The organism is Pseudomonas sp. 3A(2025) (assembly GCF_054589175.1).
Genome location: NZ_BAAILM010000116.1, coordinates 1 through 24,411, shown reverse-complemented (window position 1 = coordinate 24,411; position 24,411 = coordinate 1). Strand labels below are relative to the sequence as shown.

The 24,411-nt window shown below is 60.9% G+C and carries 26 protein-coding genes and 1 pseudogene; 10 read left to right on the top strand and 17 right to left on the bottom strand.

The window, feature by feature from the left end; all coding sequences use genetic code 11:
* The first annotated feature begins 114 nt into the window (after positions 1-114).
* The gene (can, locus tag ACYP2A_RS31680) at positions 115-750 is read left to right on the top strand and encodes a carbonate dehydratase (protein ID WP_459749883.1); all 636 of its coding nucleotides are present in this window, start codon (positions 115-117) and stop codon (positions 748-750) included.
* A 121-nt stretch (positions 751-871) separates the two neighbouring features.
* Here can and ACYP2A_RS31675 read toward each other — a convergent pair whose 3' ends face one another.
* The 4 genes and pseudogenes from ACYP2A_RS31675 to ACYP2A_RS31660 all read right to left on the bottom strand — a co-directional run bounded on the left by ACYP2A_RS31675 (position 872) and on the right by ACYP2A_RS31660 (position 5,393).
* On the bottom strand, positions 872-1,660 hold the full coding sequence (locus ACYP2A_RS31675; protein ID WP_459749889.1) for a methyl-accepting chemotaxis protein: 789 nt from the start codon (positions 1,658-1,660) through the stop codon (positions 872-874).
* Positions 1,661-1,729: 69 nt separating this feature from the next.
* Positions 1,730-2,581: pseudogene (locus ACYP2A_RS31670) on the bottom strand (MCP four helix bundle domain-containing protein); the annotation flags it as partial.
* A 91-nt stretch (positions 2,582-2,672) separates the two neighbouring features.
* Positions 2,673-3,323, bottom strand: a complete 651-nt coding sequence (locus tag ACYP2A_RS31665) for an HD domain-containing protein (RefSeq protein WP_459749882.1) — start codon at positions 3,321-3,323, stop codon at positions 2,673-2,675.
* A gap of 57 nt (positions 3,324-3,380) precedes the next feature.
* Positions 3,381-5,393, bottom strand: coding sequence for an acyltransferase family protein (locus ACYP2A_RS31660; protein WP_459749881.1), 2,013 nt, complete (start codon positions 5,391-5,393; stop codon positions 3,381-3,383).
* Positions 5,394-5,633: 240 nt separating this feature from the next.
* On the opposite strand from ACYP2A_RS31660, the gene ACYP2A_RS31655 reads away from it, so the two are divergent.
* Positions 5,634-5,978 carry a zinc ribbon domain-containing protein YjdM gene (locus ACYP2A_RS31655; RefSeq protein WP_459749888.1) on the top strand — a complete coding sequence of 115 codons (345 nt, stop codon included), beginning with the start codon at positions 5,634-5,636 and terminating at the stop codon, positions 5,976-5,978.
* Here the strand turns inward: ACYP2A_RS31655 and ACYP2A_RS31650 are convergent.
* Positions 5,975-6,409, bottom strand: coding sequence for a universal stress protein (locus ACYP2A_RS31650; RefSeq protein ID WP_459749880.1), 435 nt, complete (start codon positions 6,407-6,409; stop codon positions 5,975-5,977). The genes ACYP2A_RS31655 and ACYP2A_RS31650 overlap by 4 nt on opposite strands.
* Positions 6,410-6,688: 279 nt before the next feature.
* Between ACYP2A_RS31650 and ACYP2A_RS31645 the strand changes: the two genes are divergently transcribed.
* Positions 6,689-7,888: a sugar transporter gene (locus ACYP2A_RS31645; protein ID WP_459749879.1), complete on the top strand. Its 1,200-nt coding sequence runs from the start codon at positions 6,689-6,691 to the stop codon at positions 7,886-7,888.
* Between the two features lie 21 nt (positions 7,889-7,909).
* Here ACYP2A_RS31645 and pcsA read toward each other — a convergent pair whose 3' ends face one another.
* Positions 7,910-8,677 (bottom strand): phosphatidylcholine synthase, encoded by a 768-nt coding sequence (gene pcsA, locus ACYP2A_RS31640; RefSeq protein ID WP_459749878.1) that lies wholly within the window; start codon positions 8,675-8,677, stop codon positions 7,910-7,912.
* Between the two features lie 28 nt (positions 8,678-8,705).
* Positions 8,706-10,700 (bottom strand): alkaline phosphatase D family protein, encoded by a 1,995-nt coding sequence (locus ACYP2A_RS31635; protein ID WP_459749877.1) that lies wholly within the window; start codon positions 10,698-10,700, stop codon positions 8,706-8,708.
* A 237-nt stretch (positions 10,701-10,937) separates the two neighbouring features.
* Here ACYP2A_RS31635 and ACYP2A_RS31630 point away from each other — a divergent pair, with 237 nt between their 5' ends.
* Positions 10,938-12,578, top strand: coding sequence for a methyl-accepting chemotaxis protein (locus ACYP2A_RS31630; protein WP_459749876.1), 1,641 nt, complete (start codon positions 10,938-10,940; stop codon positions 12,576-12,578).
* Positions 12,579-12,653: 75 nt separating this feature from the next.
* Here the strand turns inward: ACYP2A_RS31630 and ACYP2A_RS31625 are convergent, their stop codons facing one another.
* A complete protein-coding gene (locus ACYP2A_RS31625) occupies positions 12,654-14,060 on the bottom strand; it encodes a diguanylate cyclase domain-containing protein (protein WP_459749875.1) in 1,407 nt (468 codons plus the stop codon).
* Between the two features lie 147 nt (positions 14,061-14,207).
* On the bottom strand, positions 14,208-15,119 hold the full coding sequence (gene gcvA / locus ACYP2A_RS31620) for a transcriptional regulator GcvA (RefSeq protein ID WP_459749874.1): 912 nt from the start codon (positions 15,117-15,119) through the stop codon (positions 14,208-14,210).
* 111 nt (positions 15,120-15,230) lie between these two features.
* Here gcvA and ACYP2A_RS31615 point away from each other — a divergent pair, with 111 nt between their 5' ends.
* On the top strand, positions 15,231-15,935 hold the full coding sequence (locus ACYP2A_RS31615; RefSeq protein ID WP_459749873.1) for an SDR family oxidoreductase: 705 nt from the start codon (positions 15,231-15,233) through the stop codon (positions 15,933-15,935).
* Here ACYP2A_RS31615 and ACYP2A_RS31610 read toward each other — a convergent pair.
* Positions 15,919-16,608: a DJ-1/PfpI family protein gene (locus tag ACYP2A_RS31610; protein WP_459749872.1), complete on the bottom strand. Its 690-nt coding sequence runs from the start codon at positions 16,606-16,608 to the stop codon at positions 15,919-15,921. The two genes, ACYP2A_RS31615 and ACYP2A_RS31610, sit on opposite strands and share 17 nt — an antisense overlap.
* A gap of 265 nt (positions 16,609-16,873) precedes the next feature.
* On the opposite strand from ACYP2A_RS31610, the gene ACYP2A_RS31605 reads away from it, so the two are divergent.
* Both ACYP2A_RS31605 and ACYP2A_RS31600 read left to right on the top strand, forming a co-directional pair.
* On the top strand, positions 16,874-18,319 hold the full coding sequence (locus ACYP2A_RS31605) for an ATPase domain-containing protein (RefSeq protein WP_459749871.1): 1,446 nt from the start codon (positions 16,874-16,876) through the stop codon (positions 18,317-18,319).
* A gap of 24 nt (positions 18,320-18,343) precedes the next feature.
* Positions 18,344-18,706, top strand: a complete 363-nt coding sequence (locus ACYP2A_RS31600) for a response regulator (RefSeq protein ID WP_459749870.1) — start codon at positions 18,344-18,346, stop codon at positions 18,704-18,706.
* 7 nt (positions 18,707-18,713) lie between these two features.
* Here the strand turns inward: ACYP2A_RS31600 and ACYP2A_RS31595 are convergent, their stop codons facing one another.
* The 4 genes from ACYP2A_RS31595 to ACYP2A_RS31580 all read right to left on the bottom strand — a co-directional run bounded on the left by ACYP2A_RS31595 (position 18,714) and on the right by ACYP2A_RS31580 (position 21,212).
* Entirely contained in the window at positions 18,714-19,235 is a 522-nt protein-coding gene (locus ACYP2A_RS31595) for a cysteine hydrolase family protein (RefSeq protein ID WP_459749869.1), read from the bottom strand.
* A gap of 207 nt (positions 19,236-19,442) precedes the next feature.
* Positions 19,443-20,207 carry a class I SAM-dependent methyltransferase gene (locus tag ACYP2A_RS31590; protein WP_459749868.1) on the bottom strand — a complete coding sequence of 255 codons (765 nt, stop codon included), beginning with the start codon at positions 20,205-20,207 and terminating at the stop codon, positions 19,443-19,445.
* Positions 20,200-20,691 carry a MarR family winged helix-turn-helix transcriptional regulator gene (locus tag ACYP2A_RS31585; RefSeq protein WP_459749867.1) on the bottom strand — a complete coding sequence of 164 codons (492 nt, stop codon included), beginning with the start codon at positions 20,689-20,691 and terminating at the stop codon, positions 20,200-20,202. Before ACYP2A_RS31585 ends, ACYP2A_RS31590 begins: the two co-directional genes overlap by 8 nt.
* A 20-nt stretch (positions 20,692-20,711) precedes the next feature.
* Positions 20,712-21,212: a DUF2938 domain-containing protein gene (locus tag ACYP2A_RS31580; RefSeq protein WP_459749866.1), complete on the bottom strand. Its 501-nt coding sequence runs from the start codon at positions 21,210-21,212 to the stop codon at positions 20,712-20,714.
* Between the two features lie 81 nt (positions 21,213-21,293).
* Between ACYP2A_RS31580 and ACYP2A_RS31575 the strand changes: the two genes are divergently transcribed.
* The 3 genes from ACYP2A_RS31575 to ACYP2A_RS31565 all read left to right on the top strand — a co-directional run bounded on the left by ACYP2A_RS31575 (position 21,294) and on the right by ACYP2A_RS31565 (position 22,321).
* Positions 21,294-21,731, top strand: coding sequence for a helix-turn-helix domain-containing protein (locus ACYP2A_RS31575; protein WP_459749865.1), 438 nt, complete (start codon positions 21,294-21,296; stop codon positions 21,729-21,731).
* Positions 21,728-21,919, top strand: coding sequence for a hypothetical protein (locus ACYP2A_RS31570; RefSeq protein ID WP_459749864.1), 192 nt, complete (start codon positions 21,728-21,730; stop codon positions 21,917-21,919). The genes ACYP2A_RS31575 and ACYP2A_RS31570 overlap by 4 nt, the downstream gene beginning before the upstream one ends.
* Before the next feature lie 138 nt (positions 21,920-22,057).
* Positions 22,058-22,321, top strand: a complete 264-nt coding sequence (locus ACYP2A_RS31565; protein WP_459749863.1) for an AbrB/MazE/SpoVT family DNA-binding domain-containing protein — start codon at positions 22,058-22,060, stop codon at positions 22,319-22,321.
* A gap of 61 nt (positions 22,322-22,382) precedes the next feature.
* On the opposite strand, the gene ycaC is transcribed toward ACYP2A_RS31565, so the two are convergent.
* From ycaC to ACYP2A_RS31550, 3 genes are all read right to left on the bottom strand, one after another.
* Positions 22,383-23,009, bottom strand: coding sequence for an isochorismate family cysteine hydrolase YcaC (gene ycaC / locus ACYP2A_RS31560; protein WP_459749862.1), 627 nt, complete (start codon positions 23,007-23,009; stop codon positions 22,383-22,385).
* A gap of 149 nt (positions 23,010-23,158) precedes the next feature.
* Positions 23,159-23,590: a hypothetical protein gene (locus tag ACYP2A_RS31555; RefSeq protein ID WP_459749861.1), complete on the bottom strand. Its 432-nt coding sequence runs from the start codon at positions 23,588-23,590 to the stop codon at positions 23,159-23,161.
* Entirely contained in the window at positions 23,587-23,871 is a 285-nt protein-coding gene (locus tag ACYP2A_RS31550) for a hypothetical protein (protein ID WP_459749860.1), read from the bottom strand. The genes ACYP2A_RS31555 and ACYP2A_RS31550 overlap by 4 nt, the downstream gene beginning before the upstream one ends.
* Positions 23,872-24,411: the final 540 nt, after the last annotated feature.

Below are 24,411 nucleotides of genomic sequence, written 5' to 3'. Positions count from 1 at the left end.
CGGGTCTACCCACGAAGATTCCTTTTTTATGGTGCTGGCGCCACGCCATCAATCGCGTGACCCCAACCCACTGGTGCCCGTCATAGCAGAGCATCGTCCCTGAGGTAGCACCGCATGAACGCATTACAAGAACTGATCGACAACAATGCACGCTGGGCTGAAGCGATCAAAGAAGAAGACCCCGACTTCTTCGCCAAACTGGCGCGTCAGCAGACCCCTGAATACCTGTGGATCGGTTGCTCCGATGCCCGGGTGCCGGCCAACGAAATCGTCGGCATGCTGCCGGGCGATCTGTTCGTGCACCGCAACGTGGCCAACGTCGTGCTGCACACGGACCTCAACTGCCTGTCGGTGATCCAGTACGCGGTCGATGTGCTCAAGGTCAAACATATCCTGGTCACCGGCCACTATGGCTGCGGCGGCGTACGTGCCTCGATGCAGGACCGTCAGTACGGCCTGATCGATGGCTGGCTGCGTTCGATTCGCGACCTGTACTACGAACACCGCGACGACCTGAGCAAACTGCCCACCGAAGAAGAGCGCGTCGACCGCATGTGCGAACTCAACGTCATCCAGCAGGTGGCCAACGTCAGCCACACCACCATCGTCCAGAACGCCTGGCACCGTGGCCAGAGCCTGTCGGTGCACGGCTGCATCTACGGTATCAAGGACGGCCGCTGGAAAAGCCTGAACACCACCATCAGCGGCCTCGATCAGCTACCACCGCAATACCGCCTGCGCCCCCTTTAGAACACGACACAACCGTTTTTGATTCTCGTAGGAGCTGCTTTAGCAGCGAACCGCATCGACACTGTTCCCGACTAAAGTCGGTCCTACGGATCGCCGCCCGGCCGGTCCTACGCCGTCAGTGTTACAACACAAACCGCTGAACCATCAGGTTCAGGTCGGTGGCCAGCATCGACAGTGCATTGCTGGCCACCGTGGTTTGCTGGGCACCTGACGCCGTTTGCGTCGACAGGTCACGGATGCTGCTGAGGTTACGGTCCACTTCGTTGGCGACCTGGGCCTGTTGCTCGGCGGCGCTGGCGATCTGCAGGTTGCGGTCGTTGATGGTGGTGGTCGAACTGATGATCACCGTCAGCGCCTCGCCGGTGGCCGCTGCCTGCTCCAGCGTCTGGTTGGCCTGGCTGGCGGTGTGGCGCAGGGATTCGGCGGTTTGCTGGGTGCTTTTCTGCACGCCGCTGATCAACCCTTCGATTTCAGTGGTCGAGGCGCTGGTGCGCTGGGCAAGTGAACGCACCTCATCGGCCACCACGGCAAAGCCGCGACCTGCCTCACCGGCACGCGCGGCCTCGATGGCGGCGTTAAGGGCCAGCAGGTTGGTCTGGTTGGCAATCGAGCGAATCACATCGAGGATGCTGCTGATGCTCTGGGTCTGCTCGGCCAGGCCCTCGGCCTGATGCGACGAGTCCAGCACATTATCGGTCAGGTCCTTGATCGAACCGATGGTCGCGGACAGGCGCTGCTGACCCTGCACGGCGGCCTGGCTGGAGGCTTTGGATTCAGACACCGTGTTGCTGGCATTGTCGGCCACCTGAACAGCGGCCTGGCTCATCTGATTGATCGCCACGGCGGCCTGTTCGATCTCGCTGTTCTGCAGCTTCAGGTTGCTGGCGCTGGACTCGGCGATGCTGCCCATTTCCTGCACCGCCTGCGACAACTGCGAGGCAGCGGCATAGATCTGATCGATGGTGCCATGCAGGTTGCCGCGCATGCGCTCCAGGGTGCGCAGCAGTTGCGCGGTTTCATCCTTGCCTGGCGCAATTTCATGTTCGCTCAGGTCACCCTCGGCAATGGTATTGGCAATGTGCAGGGCATGGCGCATCGGGTGGATGATGCTCACGCTCAAGCGCCAGGCCAGCAGCAGGGTCAAAATCAGTACGCCGGCAATCGCGCTCAAGGCAATGATCCGCGTCTGTTCATAGCTTTCACCAGCGATCTGCACCGCCGATGCCGCGCTCTGCCGGTTGAGTTCGCGCAGCAATTGCACCTGCATGTCCATCATGTCGCCCTGCATCGACAGGGTGGTGTTGGACAGCATCCGCGCCTGATCCAGGTTGCGCTGCTCGATCAGGTTCATCTGGTCTTGCAAGGCAGGCATGAACGCCTTGTAGGCTTCTTGCAGCGCCTTGATGGAATCACGTTCGGCCGTAGCAGTGGCGTGTGCCAGGTAATCCTGAAAGTCCTTTTCCACTTCGTTGCGCAGTTGCTCGACGTTGATCTTGCTGTTGATCACCGCGCCCGGATCGTCGGCATTGGCAATCAACCGGCTCGACTCGCTGCGCAATTTCACCAGTGCAATGGCCAGCGCATCGGCCATGGCAATGCTGGGCAGTGCGCCGCTTTGCACCGCCTCGCCCTGATTGCGGATCTGCTGCATCTGCAACAGGCAAAACGCACCCAGGGCAACCATCAGCGCCGACGAGAGGCCGAAGCACAGCACGAGCCGGGGCGTGATCTTGAAGCGGCGCAAAAACGCCGTGTGTGATGAGCGACGTGATGCACGAGACAGAAAAGTTTTCACAGCACACAACCCATATGAACGCAGATGTCGAGGCATCCGGTTATAAGGCAGTTCTGTGATAGCTTTGTGACATGAACAAGGCTAAGTCATTGTTTGACGTCAAAAAACCGAGGCAGGCGACGAACGGCTATGGATCGATTTCCTCCAGCAGCTCGTGCAGAAAACGCTCGACGCGCGCATGCCGGGTCTGCGCCAGCCGTGCGCCGGTTGCGGTCTGAAAGCCTTGGGCCAGATTCAGAATCTTGCTTTTGAAGTGATCGATGGCAAAGCGTTTGTCGTCCAGTGCCCGTGTGCTGGCGCGTGGGTCCAGCGGGTCATACAGGCCGCTGCCCATGCGCCCGGCCACATGAAACAGCCGCGCCACACCGACCATGCCCAGCGCATCCAGGCGGTCGGCATCCTGCAATATCTGCGCTTCGAGGCTGCGTGGTGCGATGGCCGCCGAAAAACTGTGCGCTTCGATGGCATGCGCTACAGCCTCGATGCATTCTTCGTCCCAGCCCATATCGGTCAACAGTTCGCGCGCGCGGGCAGCGGCCAGACGTGAGGCGCTGACGCGAAACGGCGAGTTCTTCTCCACCGCCACACAGTCGTGCAGCAAGGTGGCCGCGACCAGAATCCGTGCCTCGCCGCCCTCATGATTACGAATGGCACAGACATTCTTCCAGACCCGCAACAGGTGCGAAAAATCATGCGCGCCATCGCCCTGAGTGGCCAGGGTGTGCGGCAACAGCCGGTTGGCCAGGTCCTGAAACGGTGCGAAGTGCTCAAGCGGCATTGCGCAGCTCCTGTGCAGGCAGGGTTGGGGCAAGGCGCCAGCTTGCCGCCCGTGCCATTATTGCGCAAGAACCTGGCTGATATGGCTGGCCAGCAAACTGGCGCCATGTGCATTGAGGTGGTTGAAGTCCTTGTACCAGGCGTTCGAATCGCCAATCAGGCACTCGTCTGCCTGGCAAAATGCGTCGTCGAGGTTGACCAGGCGAATACGCTGCTGGCGAGCGTCGCGCTCAAACAGCTCACGGGTAAAACGCTGCAACTCGGCGTGCATGGCGACAGGCACCGATAGTCGGCTGATGATCAGGCGCTTGTCGGCCTCGCTGTCCGAGCGGTCGCGTGCCAGGCGGTAATACAGACTCTTGGGGTCGACCCGTTGTTGCGGCACTTGTGCCACCACAATCACTTCGGCGCCGATCCGCCGATAGGCTTGCTCGGTACGTTCCAGCGCCTGCTCGAACACCTGGCGCGAGGACTCACGGGTGCGCGCCTGACGTGTCGGCGTGATCAGAAAGTAGCCGGTCATCTTCCGTTGCTGGTAATCGCCGTCGGTGTACAGCGTCCAGCGCGACACCAGCACCACCTTCTTGATGCCATGTTCCTTCACATACGCAAACTGCCGGCGCGTCAGGGTCTCGCAGGCGCCGGGTGCATAGTTGCCTTGCACTACATCCACGCCCAGCAATGGCGGGCAACCGCCCAGGCCGAGGTGTACCAGGTTTTCGCCACGTTCGCGGGCAACGGCATCGAAGGTCGCCAGCAAGGCTTCGGAGTGGCTGTCGCCAAACAACGCAATGTCTACAGGCCGGGTGCTGTCGCCTGCGCCAAACAGGCAAAAGTCGATGTTCCAGCCCTTGCCGTCATAGCCGCGGTCGCAGCTGTTGCGCAGTGTGGGATCGGCAAAGGCCTCGAACAGCGCAGGGTCGACATTGAAGCGCTGGGCAAAACCGTTGTTCAGATAACCTGCCAGGCCCAGCGCTGCAAACAGCACCGAAGCACTGCCGGCCAGGCCGAACACTTGCCGGCGGCTGATCTGGCGCTTGTTGCGAAACGGCTGTTCGACAAAGCGCCAGCTCAACCACGCCAAGGCCAGCGACAGCGCCAGCATCACCGGCAATCCGGGCTCCAGCAGGCTGGCGTGACGGGCAAAGGCAAACACTGGCTGATGCCACAGGTAAGCGCTGTAGCTGAGCATGCCGATCAACACCGGCAACCGATGGCCAAGCAGGCGGCCCACGGCAGTCTGCTGGTTGGCAAACAGGATAATCAGCGCGGCCCCCAGCGTTGGCACCAAGGCATTGATGCCAGGAAAGGTCGTGCTGCTGTCGAAATTCACGATGGCAAAGCCGATCAGCGCCAGCCCCACTAACGAGGCGCCTTGCTGCATGGCGCTGGCGCTGTGCTCGGCGCGTGGTCGCCACGAGAAGTAAAACGCGATGAACGAGCCGATCAATAATTCCCAGGCCCGCGCATGCAGCAAATAGAACGCCGAACTCATCGAACGCAATGCGCCCCATTGCGATACCACCAGGCTGGCCACCGCGATGATCAGCAGCATCGCCACCAGCCACGTTCGCCCCAGCCGCCAGCCGAGCATCAGCAGCAAGGGGAAGAACAGGTAGTACTGCTCTTCTACCGCCAGCGTCCAGGTGTGCAGCAACGGCTTGAGTTCGGCACTGGCGTCGAAATAGCCGCTTTCAAGCCAGAACAGCAGGTTCGAGGAGAACGTCGGCACCGCCACCAGGCTCTTGGCAAACGATTTGAAATCCGGCGGATCGAGCAACAGCCACGCCAGCGGCAGGCTGATCAGCATGACCACAAACAGCGCGGGCAAGATGCGCCGCGCCCGGCGCTCATAGAAGTTCACCAGTGAGAAACGCCCCGCCAGCATTTCACTGAGCAGGATCGAGGTGATCAGGTAGCCGGAAATCACGAAAAAGATATCAACACCGACAAAACCGCCGGGCAAGGCTGCAAGCCCGGCGTGGTACAGAATCACAGGAATGACCGCGACGGCGCGCAGGCCATCGATTTCCGGGCGATAGCCCAGCGCCGGGTTATGCACAATGCCCATAGAAGTGCCTTGCAGAGAAAGAAGAGAGGGACTGCCAGCTGGAATAGCTACCGCCTGCGCGAAACGCAGGGGTCAGAGGAGAAAGGCTTCGATGGGCGAGGGGACTGCACGTGGCCCAGAGAGATCAAGCGCAATGGCTTTTTTACCTCAAGGCGATGGGGCTGTCGAGCAGGGCATTTCCCGATCTGGCTAAAAACCCTTTATAATGCGTGGTTTTTACCACCCTGTGATGCGAGAACGATTGTGAGCTTACCGTCCTGCCCGAAATGCAACTCCGAGTACACCTACGAAGACGGCGCCCTGCTGATCTGTCCGGAATGCGCCCACGAATGGTCGGCGGCGGGCGAGACCGGCGAATCCGAAGAAGCCAAAGTCATCAAGGACGCCACCGGCACCGTCCTGCAGGACGGCGACACCGTGACGGTGATCAAAGACCTCAAGGTCAAGGGCTCCTCCCTGGTGGTCAAAGTCGGCACCAAGGTCAAGAACATCCGCCTGGTCGACGGCGACCACGACATCGACTGCAAGATTGATGGCATCGGCGCGATGAAGCTCAAGTCCGAGTTCGTTAAAAAAGTCGTTTAACGCACTTCCACCAGGACCGGGCACGGCGCGGCATTCAGAATCTGATTGCCCACCGACGGCGAAAACAGACGTTCCAGGCGCGACAAATGGCGGTGGCCGATCACGATCAGGTCACTCTTGAGTCGTTCAGCTTCGGCACAGATCGCCTGGGCCGGCTGCCCGGTCAGGCTGTTGCGGGTGCAGGTGATGTCGCGGCTGACCAGATCATGCCGCGCCTGCTCCAGCAGCCCCTGCGCATGATGCTGTTCATCGGCGGCGGCCGGGTACTGTTCCTGATCGAAGCGGTCGTCCGGGTCCGCCAGCGCATACGCCGGGTCAACGACGCAAACCAGATGCAGCGTGGTCTCGGCAGTCGTCAGCGAGCAGGCCAGCGCCAGTACCTTGGCACTTTGTGCGCTGCCATCGAGGGCGACCAGAATCGAGCGGTACATGGCAATTCCTTGTCTGTGAACAAAACGCCAGCCAGTCTGGCCTCTCCGCTAAAGCCGGTAAATGCCGCGCCCTGCAACTATGCATTGTGCTGCGCGCAATCGAGGACCAGTGGTCACCCAAGGCAACCCGCAACGGCTCTACGGCTTGTCGCGCTTTGGCAGCAGACGTAGAATTCGCAACATCCGGTCGTCTCTCTCATACCAATAACAATCACCTCCCAGCAGGCGTCTGGCGGTCGGCCTTCGAGCCGCAGTCCAACCAGAGCGTTGCCTATCCTGATGAATACCCCTTCCACCGCACAAAACGGTAGCTGGCTTGGCGTGATTGCGCTGGCGCTGGCGGCCTTCATCTTCAACACCACCGAATTTGTGCCCATCGGCCTCTTGAGCAACATCGGTCACAGCTTCGACATGACCACCGCGCAAGTCGGCCTGATGCTGACCATCTATGCCTGGGTGGTGTCGCTGATGTCGCTGCCGATGATGCTGATCACCCGCAACATCGAGCGGCGCAAGCTGCTGATCTGTCTGTTTGTGCTGTTTATTGTCAGCCACCTGGTCTCGGCCACTGCGACCAGTTTCGGCATGCTGCTGGCCAGCCGGGTCGGCATCGCCTTTGCGCATGCGGTGTTCTGGTCGATCACCGCCTCGCTGGCGGTGCGCATCGCGCCGCCAGGCAAACAGGTGCAGGCGCTGGGCCTGCTGGCCACCGGCACCTCGCTGGCCATGGTGCTGGGCATCCCGCTGGGCCGCATCCTCGGCGAAGCGCTGGGCTGGCGCACCACCTTCATGGTCATCGCCGTGGTCTCGGCCATGACCCTGCTGATGATCTGGCGTGCGCTGCCCGCGCTACCCAGCCAGAACTCCGGCTCGCTGCGCAGCCTGCCGATGCTGTTCAAACGGCCACGGCTGGTGGTGCTCTATGTGCTGACCGCCACGGTAGTCACCGCGCACTTTACCGCTTACACCTACATCGAACCCTTCGCCCAGACCGTGGCGAAGCTGCCCGGTGAAATGACCACCTTGCTGCTGTTGCTGTTCGGTGGTGCCGGCATCGTTGGTTCGATCATCTTCAGCCTGTTCAGCAGCCGCTACCCCAATGGCTTGCTGATCGGCACCATCAGCGTCATGGCGCTGTGCCTGATGTTACTGCTGCCGGTGTCCGGCAGTGCGGCGGCCATCGGCACGTTGAGCGTTATATGGGGCATTGCCATGATGTGCTTCGGGCTGGTCCAGCAGTCGCGCGTGCTGACCCTGGCGCCCGACGCCACCGACGTGGCGATGTCGCTGTTCTCGGGCATCTTCAACATCGGCATCGGTGGCGGCGCGCTGCTTGGCAGCGTGGTCAGCAGCCAGTTGGGCGTGGCCAATGTCGGGATCATTGGCGGCATGCTCGCCGTGGCCGGCCTGTTGCTGTGCTGCCTGGCGACCTATCACTTCGGCAAGCAGCAAGATGACGTGACGGTGCAGGCGAAATAATCATCGCCGGCGGCGAAGGGTTCAGCCCTTCAGCCGCCCCAGCCATTCCAGCGATGTGCGCCACACACAAATCCCCAGAAAATACGCCGACATCAACCCCCACACGCCCAGCACCAGCGGGCTTTCATGGGGGTGGCTGACGATCAGCCAGCCACTGCTGACCAGCCACACAGTGGTGACCGCAATGTTGATCGGCATGAAGCGACGCACCCGAAACGGGTGCAAAAACTTCATGCGCGTCAAGGTCAGCAGTGCCAGCGCGACGATGGTCAAAAAGCTCATCCACGGTGACGGCGACAGAATGTACATGCACAGGGCAACCACGTTCCAGGCGGCCGGGAAGCCCTGAAAATAGTTGTCCTTGCTCTTCATCTCCAGATTGCAGAAGCAGAACAGCGACGACACCAGAATGGTCGAAATGCTCAGCAGCAGCGTGTAGTCGGGCAGCGGGATATAGCGATAGATAAACAGCGCCGGGATGAACACATAGGTCAGGTAATCGATGACCAGGTCCAGCGTCGAGCCATCGAAGTGCGGCAACACCGAATGGGTGTTGACCTTGCGCGCCAGCGAGCCGTCCACGCCGTCGACAATCAGGGCGATGCCCAGCCACAGCAGGCAGGCCTTGGGCTGGTTTTCGAACAGGGCGATGGTAGCCAGAAAGGCCAGCACCACGCCCGTCGCAGTAAAACCGTGGGCGCCCCAGGCGTTGAGCCTGGCAATACGTGGATGCGATAGCACGGGGATGATCTCCAGAAACAGTGCCAGAAATACCTGGCCAGTCAGCATTTATCGACCGGGCAATGAACCATAAGGTTCAGCGGTGCGGTTGCCCGGGTGCAGTGGACCATTGGCGATCCAGACCATCCCGGTCTTTATCCAGCTCCACGAAACAGGTCGGCGGCGTGCCGTCGGCATTGAGCTGATAAATGCGCGTCGGTCGGCCTTTGGCATCGAAATACACCTGGCCGATCCCGGCCGAGTTCCACAGTCGCTCACCGGCCTTGCCGTGCTCCGGTACGCGCGGCATGACCTTCATCAGGCGGCGCTTGGTGAACCAGTTCAGGGGAGAACGCGGTGAGTATAGCCAGCGATTCAAGCGATCAAAGGTCTCCAGCAAGCGCCTTGGAAACTCGTTCTTGATGCCGCTGCTGGTGATCTGCCAGATGTGCGGGGCGCCCTTGCGGTTGCGGATCAGCACCTCGTAAACGAACGAATAATGCACATCCCCCGACAGAATCACGTAATTGCCCGGTGTGCGCGAGTGGCGAAAGATATTCAGAATCGCCGGCGCTGCGCCGCGATGCGCCATCCAGTTCTCGGCGTCCACCAGCAGCGGAAACCCGCACCAGCTGAAGATTCGCTGGATCGCCTCGATCAGCTTGACGCCGAACACCGGGGCCGGCGAGACAATGATTGCGCTGTCGTGGTCGAGCAGCTCCTGTTGCAACTCGCACAAGGCCTCCCAGTCCATCAGGCCCGAGGGCTGGCCCAGGTTGAACTCGGCGCGCCAGCGGCGGGTGCGGGTGTCGAGGACCACCAGCGCAGGCTCGGTCGGCATCACATAGTGCCACTGCTGGAAACGCAGCAATTCGTTGATCAGGGCGTCCAGCGGCTGGCTGTCGAGCAGGCCGTTATCGTTCTCGGCCTGGCGGCCCAAGGCCTGAAGCTGTTGCAACGGGCCGCTGAAGGCGTCGGGGTTGTTGCCCCAGCCCTGGCACAGCAGATAAGCAATCAGCGCATTACCGATGATGCGTCGGGAAAAAGGATGGCCGTAGGCGGTTTCTTCCCAACTGGCCGACAGGTTCCAGTCGTCGGTCACGTCGTGATCGTCGAAGATCATCAGGCATTGCAGGTGCGCCATGACCCGCGCCACATCGCCCAGGTTCGCGCAAAACGCATCGATGATGCCTTGTTCCTCGGCGTACCACTTCTGCTCTTCGGGCGTCAGCTCCGGCAGGTCCGGGTCGATCAGCGTCCAGGGCACCGGCGACCAGACCAGCAAGTACATGGCCATGACTTCGCCCAGGGTCACCAGATGATTACCGGCGTTACTGCTGGTGAAGATCGGTTTGCGGGTGCCGCCGAAAAAGCGCTCGCGCAGGGTTTCGTTGCTCTTGAGTGCCGGCAGCAATTCGGCGCGCTCGTAATAGCTGGCCTCATGCGCGTACAGGCTGGTGCTGTCATCGACCGTCGCGCCCTCAAGCTTTTCATCGAACAGCTTCAGGCGCTCGATCAGCGCATGAATGGCACGCAGCGTCGGGCCCGCAACGTCGTCGGCATACACCTGATCGCCGCTCATCATCAGCAAGGCGGGGCGCTCTTCTGGTTTCAGGTCGCCGGCCAGCAACCGGTCGGCGCACAACAGGCCGTCCAGTGAGTCGTGATGCGGCTTGCGACACGAGCCATGCAACATGTGATCGATACGGCTGCGGATCACAAAATTGGGCAATTTTGCGCCGGGGTACAGCAGGTGCGGCGCCCAGTCGGCCATCGATGGCTGCGCATCGTCGGTCAACAGGTCGTAGTCGATCTGCGTATCGCACGGCAGCGGCGTGTCCAGGCTCAGGTCGATCAAGTGCACAAAGGCATGCTCGCCGATGGCAACCACCTGGCAGCGCTCGCCGTCCAGCGGGTAATCGGTCTGGCTGGCCTGGCCCTGTGCATCGGTAAAACTCAGGCGCAAGGTCAGGTCGATACGTCGTGACCCCGCGAGCCAGATCACCAGGCGCCCGCTTTCCTGGCGGCGCAGGATCGGGCCGGCAAGCACAGTGGGCAGGGCAGAGCTTGAAAGGCTGCGTGGGGCGGACATCCGGAATCGGTCTCGGGCATGGAAAACCCGCGATATTAACCTGAGCAGTGTGAAAATTTCCTAGATGAATGCAGGAGGCTTCTGCTCGACAAGTAAGCGCCTTCTATCTGAATGGATTGAAATTTTCATAAATTAACAGCGAAAAACTCCAATACGGCTGTTTGCTGCCGATAGAGATCGGATGGCGTGTCATTCAACACGCCCGTTTACCCACGACAGTTTTCGAAGGAACTCAGCATGAACTGGTTTTACGATGCCAAGCTATCGACCAAGCTTCTCACCTCCTTTGCGCTGTGCGCTGTCATCACGCTGGTCGTGGGCCTGATTGGTAGCCGCGGCATCGGTGAGCTTTCAGACAGCCTCAAGCAGGTATTTGCCAACAATCTGGTGTCGGTGAGCAAGACTAACGAGACCAAAACCAGCACCGTGGCACAGAACCGCGACCTGTACCGCCTGTTGTCGGCCGCCGCAGCCGATTCTCCGCAGGCTGACCGCGAGCGCATTCTGACGCGTATGCGTGAAAACCGTGCTTCGGCTGAAAAGTCCTTCGCCCAGTACCGCGCCACCCCGCTGGCCGACGACGAGCGCGCCGCCGGCAACAAGATGGAAGTCGAATGGCCGGCCTACCAAGCGCTGATTGACCGTGCCCTGAGCCTGGTGAACGCTGGCGACCTGAACGGTGCACGAGCGCTGGTCGATGGCGAAGTGCTGCAGGCATTTACCCGGATTACTGATGAGTTGACCATCATGGTCGACTCCAACAACCGCCAGGCTGGTGAAGGGGCAGCAGACGCCGAGGAGCAAGAGACCGTTGCCAAGCGCAACCTTTACATCGGCATCGTCGTGGCTTTCCTGGCCGCCTTTGGCCTGGGCATGTTCATCAGCCGCCTTATCAGTGGCCCGATTGCTGCCGCCGTGACCAGCGCCCAGCGCGTGGCGGGTGGCGACCTGACCCAACCTATCGTCAGTACTCGCCGTGACGAGGCCGGTCAATTGCTGACGGCTCTGGGCAATATGCAGAGCGGTCTGAAGACCACCATTCAGCAAATCGCCAGCGCCGCCGACCAACTGGCCAGTGCCGCCGAAGAACTCAATGCCGTCACCGAAGAAAGCAGCCGTGGCCTGACCCGCCAGAACGATGAAATCCAGCAGGCCGCCACTGCCGTTAACGAAATGACGGCAGCGGTCGAAGAAGTCGCGCGCAACGCCATTTCGACCTCCGATGCCTCCAAAGCCACCAGCGCAGAAGCTGCCAGCGGTCGCGATCAGGCCCGCGATGCGGTCAAGGCCATCGACACCGTAAGCGCCGAAATCTCCAGCTCCACCACCCAGGTCGAAGAGCTGGCCGGTCAAGTGCGTGAAATCGGCAAGGTACTGGACGTGATTCGCGGCATCGCCGAGCAGACCAACCTGCTGGCCCTCAACGCTGCCATCGAAGCCGCCCGTGCCGGTGAGCAAGGCCGTGGTTTTGCCGTGGTTGCCGACGAAGTCCGTGCCCTGGCCGCCCGCACCCAGGCGTCGACCGGCGAAATCGAAGCCATGATCGGCTCGGTGCAAAGCAGCGCCGACCAGGCCGTACGCGCCATGGGTAACAGCCGCAGCCTGGCCAGCAACACTCAATCGTTGGCCCAGGCCACCGGTCAGTCGCTGGAGCGTATCGCGCAAAGCATCGCGCAGATCAACGAACGTAACATGCTGATCGCCACCGCCTCTGAAGAGCAGGCCCACGTCGCCCGCGAAGTGGACCGTAACCTGGTCAACATCCAGGACCTGTCGACCCAGACCGCCGCCGGCGCCCACCAGACCAGCGCTTCCAGCCAGGAACTGTCGCGCCTGGCGGTATCGTTCAACGGTCTGGTCAGCAAGTTCCGGCTCTGACACGGTAGGACCGGCTTCAGCCGGGAACGGTGACGCTGCGGTTTGCGACTAAAGCGGACCGCCGCCCAGCCGCCCCTACAGCCCGCGATGGGTTTCCATCGCGGTGCTGTAGACCCGCCAGGTATTACGCCCCGCCGATTTGGCTTGATACAGCGCCACGTCGCTCATGCGCAGCAATTCCACCGCATTGTCGGCATGCTGTGGCGCCAGTGCGGTGCCGATGCTGGTGCCGAGACACACCTGACGGCTGTGCAGGTCGAAAGGGCAGTGCAGGGCTTCGATGATCTGCGCGCAAAAATGCTCGACGTCCGCCAGCGCTGGCGCGTTCGGCCAGACCATGACGAACTCGTCGCCGCCGAAGCGGGCAACCATGGCGCCGACCGGTGTCAGCGTGCGCAGCCGCTGGGCGACCTCTTGCAATACCCGGTCACCCGCCGCATGGCCGAGGGTATCGTTGACCGGCTTGAAGCCGTCCAGGTCCAGGCTCAGCACGGCCAGCGGCTGGACGTCGTTGCCTTGCAGGTGCTGGGTCAGAAACTGATCGAGCCGATAGCGGTTGGGCAGGCCGGTGAGAAAGTCATGCTGCGACAGATGACGAATCTCGGCGAACTGCGCATCGAGCTGGCGCGCCGACGCAATGGCGTGGCGCAGCAAGACCGTCAGCACGCCGATCAGCGCCAGCACGCCGGCGATGAACAGCGGCAACGTCTGGCGCAGCAGGTACAGGCCCGGTGTCGGCGGAGTCCAGTTGAGCTGAATCTGCGAGCCGAGCAACGGCATCGATTGTTGATCCGGCAGGGGCTGTGACGACACTGTCAGTTCCGGCAGGCCATAGGTTTCACTCAAGCGTGCCAGTTTTTCGTGGCTCAGGACCGAGACAAAGATCATCACCGACGCCGGCCCCGGGGTTTTCTCGATGGTCGGGTCCCAGCCGGGGGTGAGCGTCGAGGCCGCTGCCAGCGCGGCCACACCATCGACCTTGAGTGCCCGCACGACACTGGTGTCGTTGCGGTCGGCCTCGCGCGCCGCCACCAGCAAGGCGTGCAGGTCGCCTTGCAGCCAGTCACTGGCCTGCACGTTCGCCGCCTGGCCGTCGATCACCGCGTACACCGTACGATCCTGGGCATTGATCACCAGCACGCCGTTGTAGCCATACAGGTCGAACGGGATGTCACCGACATTACGCTGATCGTCGGCCCAGACCTTGTCGACCTTGATGTGCAGGTTTTTGTACGCCTCGCCCCATTTGCTGTAGTTGATGATGTTCAGGCCCACCTCATTGCGCACCTGATCGATCGTGCGGGCAATGAACGTGCGTGAGCGCTGCTGCACATCGGCATCCTGGCTCAGGGCGTTCTTGACCAGCAGATAGCCGCCCAGGCCGATCAATAGCGACAGCGCGCCGATGGCGGGCAGCAGGCGCCAGATCAGCGGATGGTAGTGGCGTATCGAGAGCCAGCGAGCCAGGGTGGGTTTGAACATACGGGCACCTGAAAGGCAGGGCAAAGTCGGCAGGATTCCTTTCCAGGTCAGGGCTTCAGCCGGACCTGAACGAGCGGCTGATAGCGGTGAGCTATCATCGACGCCCGGCGATAAAGGAATCAACCGTTATTGTGCGGATTTTTGTCGTCAATCCGGTGACAACGGTGCGACCTCCCGAGCCTGCGCCAGCAACCACTGCCGTACTTGATCCAGGGGCGCCTGACGCCGGGCCTTGCGCGGCGCGACGAGATAAAACCCGGCGTCCAGGTGCAGTGCCTGGTCGAGCACGGGCACCAGGCGTCCGGCCTCGATATCGGCCTGTACGAAAAAACCGCTGGCCAGGGCCAGACCTTGCCCGGCGATGGCGGCCTCGATGGCCAGCGAGGTCTGGTTGAAACGCAGGTTTCGCGACGCCGACAGCAACGGCTGCCCGAACACCTGGGCAAGCAATTGCGGCCAGAAGTTATGCGCATCGTGCAGCAGCGTGTAGCGCGTCAGGTTGTCCGCGCAGGCCGGGTCGCCCACGCTCGCTATCAACGCGGGGCTGGCCACCGCAACGATGCGCTGCTCCATCAGCCACTGCGCCTCAAGCCCTGGCCCGAATGGCGGCCGCCCGTAACGCACGGCCAGGTCCACGGCATCGTTCTGAAAACTTGAAAGCCGTTCGGTGGCCAATACCCGCAGGTCGATGCGCGGGTGGCTGGCGGTGAAGTTCGGCAAGCGCGGAATCAGCCATTTTGAGGCAAAGGTCGGCGTGACGCTGAGGGTCAGGTGCAAGGGTTCCGGGCGCAGCATCCGGGTGGCGTCGACCATCAACTCGAACGCCCGGCGAATACTCGCCTGATAACTGCGCCCGGCGTCGGTCAAGCCCAGGCCGCGCGGCAGGCGCTCGAACAGCTTGATGCCCAGATGAGCTTCCAGGCTCCTGACCTGCTGCGCCACTGCGCCCTGGGTAACGCCCAGTTCATCGGCGGCCCGGCGAAAGTTCAGGTGGCGGGCCACCACCTCGAACACACGCAAGGCGTTAAGCGGCGGTAATTGGGCGAAGTCTTCTGACATGGCTGTAGTTTTTCTACTGGCTCAACGTTGAAAAGTGCTCTCTCTGCCACGTGTAGCAGAGTGCTAGGCTGATTTTGTAAAAGCATTTTCAGCTATCGCGGAGAAAGATCAATGACTGTAGAAAAAGTAGCAATCATCACCGCCGGCGGCAGTGGCATGGGCGCCGCTGCCGCACGGCGTCTGGCCGCCGATGGCTTCAAGGTCGGCATCCTGTCGTCCTCGGGCAAGGGCGAAGCGCTGGCCCATGAACTGGGCGGGGTAGGCGTCACCGGCTCCAACCAGTCCAATGACGATTTGCAACGTTTGGTCGACCTGGCGATGGCGCGCTGGGGGCGTATCGATGTGCTGGTCAACAGCGCAGGCCATGGGCCGCGTGCGCCGATTCTGGAGATCAGCGACGAAGACTGGCACCGCGGGCTCGATACTTACCTGCTCAATGTCATCCGCCCCAGCCGCCTGGTGACGCCGATCATGCAGCAGCAAAAGGGCGGGGTCATCATCAACATTTCCAGCGCCTGGACCTTCGAGCCCTGCGACCTGTTTCCGACCTCGGCGGTGTTCCGCGCAGGCCTGGCCTCGTTCACCAAGATCTTTGCCGACACCTACGCCAGGGACAACGTGCGCATCAATAACGTGCTGCCGGGCTGGATCGACAGCCTGCCGGCCACCGAGCAACGCCGCGACAGCGTGCCCCTGCAGCGTTACGGCAGCAGCGAAGAGGTCGCCGCTACCATCGCCTTTCTGGCCAGCGATGGCGCGGCCTACATCACCGCGCAGAATATCCGCGTCGACGGTGGCATCACCCGTTCGGTGTAAGGTTGGCCGCGGCCCTGACCGTCGCCTCACGCCTGCGCGCAATAAATGGCGCAATCTGCTCGCGGGTTCTGGCCAGCAGTGCTTCGGGCGCCACCTTGGGTGAGCCTGCGGCATACGGGGGCTCGGGGTCGTACTCCATCTGCAATTGAATGGACTGCGCGACCTCGACCCCGGCCAGTATCTCGACCAGTTGCAACGCAAAGTCGATGCCCGAGGTCACGCCTGCGCCGGTCAGGCGATTGCGGTCACGCACCACTCGCTCATCCACGGGCAGGGCACCGAGCAAGGCCAACTGGTCGATCGACGACCAATGGCTGGTAGCCCTGTAGCCCGTGAGCAAGCCTGCCGCCCCCAGTACCAGCGATCCTGTGCACACCGAGGTGATCCACGGGCAGGTCTGGGCCACCTGGCGCAGAAAGTCCAGCGTCTGCCGGTCTTCCATCAAGGCGATCTGCCCCGGACCGCCGGGCACGCAGATCACCTCCAGTGGCGGGCACTCGTCAAAGCGGGTGGTCGGCACAATGCGCAGGCCGCGATCCGAGGCCACCGGCTCCAGATCTTTCCACAACAAATGCACCGTGGCGCCTGGCAGCCGGCTGAACACCTCGGCAGGACCGGTCAGATCAAGCTGAGTGAGATGGGGGAACAGCACCAGGCCAATATGAATCGTCATGCCGCGATCTCCTTGAAGGTGGGCAGTACTCTAGCCGTGTCCAGGGCGGGCTGAAACTTTCAGTTCGTTCTGTTGTTATAGTGTTTTGGATGTTTAAACGCTGTTTATCCATTCGTTTGTCCAGATGGCGCGCCTGCCGGCAACATGGCTGATGTATCAAATGTCGATCAGGGTTGAGAAGCACTTGTAACAGGGCCAGAATGCGCATTTTGTGCGTGCGTCGAATTATCGTGTTTACGCGGCCGAAACCGGGGGAAATTTGATCTTGAACCAGCTAAAACGCCTTCAGAGCGGAGTCGAAGGACTTGATGAGCTGCTGAAGGGAGGGTTCGTCTCAGGATCCTCCTACATCATTCAAGGACGCCCTGGCTCCGGGAAAACCATTCTGGCCAACCAGATCGGTTTCAACCACGTGCGCGATGGCGGTCGGGTGCTGTTCGCCACCTTGCTGGCAGAACCCCACGAACGCCTGTTTCAATTCCTGTCGACACTGAGCTTTTTCGACAAGACCCGGATCGGTGAAGAAATCCAGTTCATCAGCGCCTTCGATACCATGGAAAACGAAGGGCTCGATGAAGTGGTCAAGCTGCTGCGCCGTGAAATATCGCGCCAGAAGTCCACGGTCATGATCCTCGACGGGCTGCTCAATGCCCGCTCAAAGGCCGACTCGCCGCTCAACACCAAGCGCTTTATCTCCGACCTGCAAGGCCATGCCGCCTTTGCCGGCTGCACGGTGTTCTTCCTGACCAGTTCGCAGCTCGACGACGGCAGTCCGGAACACACGATGGTCGACGGTGTGCTTGAACTGGGTGAAGAGCTGGTCGGTACGCGTCAGGTGCGCCGCATCAAGATGCGCAAGACCCGTGGCAGCGCCGCGTTGTCGGGCAGCCATGAGTGCGAGATCACCGATGACGGCATGGTCGTCTACCCACGCCTGGAAAGCACCATTACCCATTCGCCGATGCGCGACAGTGCAGAAATCTCGATCATCCCCAGCGGCGTTCCCTCGCTGGACCCCTTCATCAGCGGCGGCCTGATGTCGTCTTCGGTGTCGCTGATCATGGGACCGTCCGGGTCGGGCAAGACCTCGTTCGGGATCAACTTTCTGTCCGAATCGACAGTTGAAGCCCCGGGGCTGCATTTCGGTTTCTACGAATCGCCGCAGCGCTTGCGCCTGAAAGCCAAGGCTCTGGGGTTTGCTTTCGAGCCGCTGGAAGAGTCCGGCGCACTGACCCTGCTGTGGCGCTCGCCGACCACCGAAAAAATCGACAAGCTGGCGCTTGAACTGCTGCGCCTGGTCGAGCAGAAATCGATTAAACGCGTGTTTATCGACAGCCTCGGCGGCATGGCCAGAACGGCCGCCGACAAATCCAGGATTCTTGATTTGTACACGGCCCTGATGGGCGAGCTGCGCAGCCGAAACGTCACTGTTCTGGCCTCCTGGGAGGTGCGCAGCATCCTTGGCGAGGTGGTCGACGCACCGGCTTCCGACCTGTCCGGCATCGTCGATAACCTGCTGCTGGTCCGGTTCGCTGAAACAGACTCTGAACTTAAACGGCACCTGTCCATCCTTAAAGTCAGGGACAGTAATTATGATCCTGCCCTTCTCGAGCTCGTGATAGGTCATCAGGGCATAGGCGTTCGCAAGGCTTTTTCTCATGTATCCGACGACGAAAGTGGCGCAATTGCTCAACCGTCATCCCGCTCATGACTTGTCGCGTGGGGTGGGCTTGATATGAGCACGATTCTGATCGTCGATGACGAATACCTGATCGCCGAGATCCTCAGCTTCGCGCTGGAGGATGAGGGCTACCTCACCGTGACGGCCGGCACCGGCCAGAAGGCATTGAGCGTTCTGGACCGTGAGCGGCCACAGCTGATCATCACCGATTACATGATGCCGGGCATGAATGGCATCGAGTTTGCGGAAGCGGCGCGGGCCAACAAACAGTTCGAGAACGTGCCGATCATCCTGATGAGCGGCGCCCAGGCACACCTGGGCGTTTCACGTCCGGACCTGTTTGTGGCCGTGTACGAAAAACCGTTCGAGATCGAAGTCATGGTCCAGAACGTCAAGCGCTTGATCAACGGGCTGTAGTCAGGTTTCAGGAAAACTGCCAGTCCCGCGCAGGCACTACCCGGCAAAAGGCGCCGGCCAACGTCGCGTTGTGATGCGCAACGATGCGCTCTGCACTCAATAGCGCAGTGTCGCAACTGCTATGGCCTTCCTCGATCAACACCGCGTCCAGGCCCAGATCACGCGCCGCCCGACAGGTACTGTCCACGCAGTACTGAGTTTTCAGACCGACGATTACGACGCCTTGCACGCCCTGCGCCTTGAGTGTCGCGGCCAGATCGGTACCGGCAAACGCGCTGGGACGATTTTTTTCGAACACGGTTTCATCGCCTGCCAATGGCAACTCATCGATCAGATGCGTCAACGGGCTGCCCGGTTCGATCGGCGAACCCGGCGGGCCAACGTGGCGGGCCAGAAATACCGGCGCGCCGGCCCGCTGCGCCTTGCCCAGCAAATCGTTGATCGTGGCCAGTAACTGTTCGCTGCGCCAGATCGGTTCCGGGCCATGAAACAGGCCGACTTGCATATCCAGAATTAATAGTGCGTGCATGGTGCGTCTCCTTGCATGAAAGCCGGCGACGCGGGCAATAAAAAGGCCCCGTCATCGCTGGCGGGGCCTTGGGGGTATCGTGTAGTTACTGACTCACGACACCGCACGCGACCCGCCAGAGGCGGTCGTGGTGGTAGTGGTCGAGGTCAGCGGCAACAGAGTCATGGCCCTGAGACTACCGTGCCAGACGCGCGATGGCAAATGGCTCTAGGCATCTACCCGGCCCACGCGCATATTGATCGGCCAGACCACCGGCCGTGTGTTCGCAGGATCTCCCCAACGTGCTGCAAGGTCTTCGGCAAAGCGTTGCAGCAGTGCCTCTTGCCCGGTTTCACGGGCCTGACGCACCGCCGACCAGGTCGACACATAACCGAGAAAAGCCGACAGATTCCACTCCAGGCGGATCTGCAACGGCGGCGCGCTCAACGGCTCGAACGGGAAATCCAGCGTCGCATAACCGCTGTCGACCAGCTTGCGCTCGGCCGGCCAGAACGGGCCAATCTCCTGCCAGTAAAACTGCTGAAAACGCGCATCGAGTTCATCGTCGAGATTCAGCACGCCATAGCTGATCAAAGCCAGCACCGCACCGGGCGCCGCGATACGCCGTACCTCGTTATAAAACGCCGGCAGATCGAACCAGTGCGCCGCTTGCGCGGCAGTAATCAGGCTGGCGCTGCCATCGGCCAACGGCATGCGTTCTGCCGGGGCGCATTGGTAAAGCAGGTTGCCGCGTGAGCTGACGTGTTCAATCTGATCGGCGCTGGGATCAAGCCCCAGTACCTGAGTGAAGTGCATCGCCAATGGCTCGGTCAGTTGCCCGGTGCCGCAACCGACGTCCACCGCCAGCGCCGTAGTCGGCGCAATCGACGCCAGCCATGCGGCCAGCGTCGGCGGGTATTCAGGGCGAAAGCGTGCATAGGCCTGGCCGCCCTGATCGAACCAGTTCTTGGAGGTCTTCGGGGTTTTACTCATTGACGCTGTCTCCTGGCGGCAGACGAAGCTTGGCGTCAGACAGACGCCTGGAAAAATCATGCTGTTGCAAGGCACTGGCGGCGTCTTGCAACGCGCGGCGCAGCGGGTGGCCAATCTCTTTTTCGAGCGTCTCGATGGCGGCAAAGGTCGCTCGCCAATGCTGCTCCAGGCGCTCGACCAGCGCTTTGCCGGCGTCGGTCAGGTGCAGGCGACTCTTGCGGCCGTCTTCGGCGCGATAACGACAGATCAGGCCATCGCCTTCCATCTGCGCCACCGCCTGGCTGATCGCGCCTTGGGTCAAGTGCGTGCGGGCGGTGATCTCGGTCACCGTGCCGGCGCCGGCCTGCATTGCGCGCAGCACCGGCGTATAGCGCGCCCGATAATTGAGGTTCATTTGCGCGTAGTGCGCTTCGGCTCCGTGGTCCACCAGCTCGCCGACATAGCGCAGCAGTTCGCCCAGGCCTGGATGGGTTCGTTCAGTCATGTCGCGAAATTACATTAGCGCTAATGTAAAAAGCAAGCGGCTATTGCCAGCGCACTCGCATACAGCCCCATCCCGAACACCGCATGATTGACTGTGCTCATCAGGCAATTACGCAGCGGCGTGGGCGTGTTACGCGACGCAAACCCCGCGCCCATGCACGGTTGAATCACCAGCAGCGGAACACTTACCGTGACGATACCCAGCATCAAAGCCGGCAACAGGCTGGGGTTCAGCGTCCAGTCATTGCCAGCCACGACCAGTAACAGCCCGGCAAAGGCAATGCCGGTCAGGTAATGCAGCAGCCAGCCCAGGGCCAGTTCGCCCTGAATCGGTGCGGCCTGGGCAATCGCCCGATGGACCACTTTGCCGCGCCACACATGCCCGGCCCAGCGGCCGATAAAGGCGAAATTCAACGTCTTGCGCCCTAGCCGTTTCAGCAGCATCAGCCAGAGGTCCATGATCATCGTCGCGCCGATGCCAATGCCTGCTGCGAGCATGAGGTTGTGTGTCAGTTGCGTCATAAGTGCCCCGTCGGATTGACCTGTGAATGGTTTCAGGCCAGCCTGCACGTTCAAGTGAACTTGAGGTCAAGGGGCAGGGCGATGGATATTTCCGAGGTGGTAAAGCGCTCAGGGCTGCCGGCCTCGACGCTGCGCTTCTATGAAGAAAAGGGCCTGATTGCATCGCTCGGCCCGCCAGGCGAACGACGCCGTTTTGCACCGCAAGTCATCGAGCAACTGGCTGTGATCAGCCTCGGCCAGTCGGCGGGTTTCAGCCTGGATGAAATCCGCCTGATGTTCGCCGCCAATGGCCAGTTGAACATCGACCGGCAACTGCTCTTGAACAAGGCCGATGAACTGGACGCAACCATTCGCCGCCTCAAGGCCATGAGCAACGGCTTGCGCCATGCCGCCGTTTGCCCGGCACCCGACCATGGCCAATGCCCGACCTTTCAGCGCCTGCTCAAGGCCGCCGCCCACGGCACGCAAACGCGCGGACTGCGCAAGGTACAACCCGGAAAAGGAAGAGTGCGCGCATGAGTGGTGACATTGGCGACCTGGGCGATGGACTGCTCGACCTGCTCGACATCAGCCCTTCCCGCTGGAACTCCAACCGGCCGCTGTGGCGGCGCGTCTGCAGTTTTATCTGGCGGCTGGTGTGGTGCGTGCTGTTCCTGGTCATGAGCGTGGCGCTGATCGTGGCGGTGGTGTCGTGGATACTGGAATGAGTGGCCGAAGCGCGCTTGGTCTGGGTCGCACACGGACAACCGGCTGCGCTAACAGTCGTAAATTTTCAGTGTTTGGACGATTTCTACAAGCCCAATCAATAATCTCGATAATCTTTGTCGAGTCTATGGAGATGCTCAGTGCACATAACCACTCTGCGTAAAGTCGGTAGATCGGTCATGTTGGCCGTTCCCCCTGTATTTCTCGATCAGTTGCATCTGAAGGTCGGCTCAAGGGTCAGTCTGGCCATTGAAGATGGTCGACTTGTGGTCAGTTCCAAGCCCAGACCACGCTACTCCATGGCTGAGCTGTTGGCCGCCTCGGATTATTCAAAGCCGCAATCAGTAGAGAACCGTGAATGGGTCAATGGGCCTGCCGTTGGAGGTGAGTTGAATGACATCTAGAGAGGAAAGCCACAGATCTCAGGCTTTCCTCTCTATCCATGGCATCAGCCGCGAAGACTCCTTACCGTGCCGTCAACGCCGCATACCCATTCATCAAGTTGCGGTAGTTCGGAATCCGCTGCGACAGCAGGTTGCCCAAACCTTCGATATCGTTGCGCCAGTCGCGGTGCAGCTCACAGGCCACCGAGAACCAGTTCATCAGTTGCGCACCGGCCTGGCTCATGCGATTCCACGCCGCCTGCTGCACGGTCTCGTTGAACGTGCCGGAAGCATCGGTCACCACGAACACCTCAAACCCTTCCGCCAGCGCCGACAGGGTCGGGAACGCTACGCAGACATCGGTGACCACACCGGCAATGATGATCTGCTTGCGGCCAGTGGCCTTGATCGCCTTGACGAAGTCTTCGTTGTCCCACGCGTTGATCTGACCTGGGCGAGCGATGTACGGCGCGTCCGGGAACATTTCTTTCAGCTCTGGTACCAGCGGGCCGTTCGGGCCTTGTTCGAAGCTGGTGGTGAGGATGGTCGGCAGCTCGAAGAACTTCGCCAGATCGGCGAGGGCCAGCACGTTGTTCTTGAACTCGTTGGGCGAGAAGTCCTGCACCAGCGAGATCAGGCCGGTCTGGTGATCAACCAGCAGCACGATGGCGTCGTCTTTGTTCAGGCGGTTGTAAGTCGGTGCGGTCATGGCGTAGATCCTTTATCTGAGAGGTTTTGAAGTTCGTTAATCAGTGGTGTCGCTCAACATGGGCACAGATTAATGATTCGCCATGACGGGATAAATCGGCTGGAATAGGTTTGACTGTCTACTCTGGGTGGACAGTCAGAAGGTGTTACTCAGCCAGGTCCCTTTTCGATCTGCTCGCGTATTTCCTCAATCGTCCTGCCCTTGGTCTCCACGTTCATCCCCGGCGCCTGCAATCGGGCGATTTCATCATCGCCCAGACCCAGACAGCGCAGATCATCCTCCCACTGCAAAACGCGTTGCCGAGCCGTTTGCCTGGCATTCGGTCCCTTGGCATGCAGGCACACATCGCACCTGTCCTCAGGATGCGGCCGGCTTGCCCACGTACCCGGCCGCCGATACTCATACCGCCCGCACTCACAACGACACAGCCACACCGTGGCTTTCCCCGAGCGGCTTGGACGATGCCACGCAATCGCCGTCATCTTCCCGCGCTGCTTGCCGGTGTAGTCGGTGGCGTGATCGGGGCGCGCTGAAATGCGCGGCTTGTGATCGAAGGTGATTCGCGTGCCTGGCTGATTCATGCGCGCCCCCATGGGCTGCCGACCCCGATGAAAACGCGTTGCACCTTGCCGTTCTTGACGCTATGCCCGTGAATGAAGTCGTCGCTTGAGGTGACCGCGCGTCTCTCGACCACTGCATCAGCGCAGCCGATGAGCAGGCGAGCGCACTCGGCATCGATAGCGGTCGGAAAGGGGCCGAGCAACGGCTGTGACACCTTGGAGTGGACGACAAAAAACAGGTCGATGGTGTTTTTCGGGCAAGCCGATTCCGTTGGCGCCAGTGCGCCATTTTGATTTTTCATGCTGGTTGTTCACCCGGCCTATGGCCTTGGAATGCAGTTCACTCTCGCGGCTACCCGTTGGGCAGGCGAGATCCGTTTTGTTGTTGTGGTAAGCCGGTCAAGTGGGTGCGGGTGTGCTGTTCAGGGGCGAATGAAGGGGAGGGCGGATTCTGGATAGATCGAAGACGTGCATGGTTGTAGCTCCTATCTCATGAAAGCTACCTTCGGCTGCCGCCAAGCAGAAAGGGTGGCGAGTTGCACAGGATTGGCGGACCGGCGAAATAGGAAACCGGCGCACCCGAAGGTGCTCCTGCGCAACCCGCCATAACTCGAAAATGCGGGCACAAAAAAAGCGCCTGCAATCGGGATGGGGGCGCTGTTGCGCCATATTTCGTTCGACCCGCCAAGGTCGTTGTCAGCAATGTGACGAAGCGGACTGATGTGGCCTAATGATTCCGGACATCCCCAAAGGAGCGGTACCCTACCGCTCAACGATGAGGTGTCCGATGTCCAAGCGTCATTTTTCTCCCGAGTTCAGACTTGAAGCTGCACAGCTTGTTC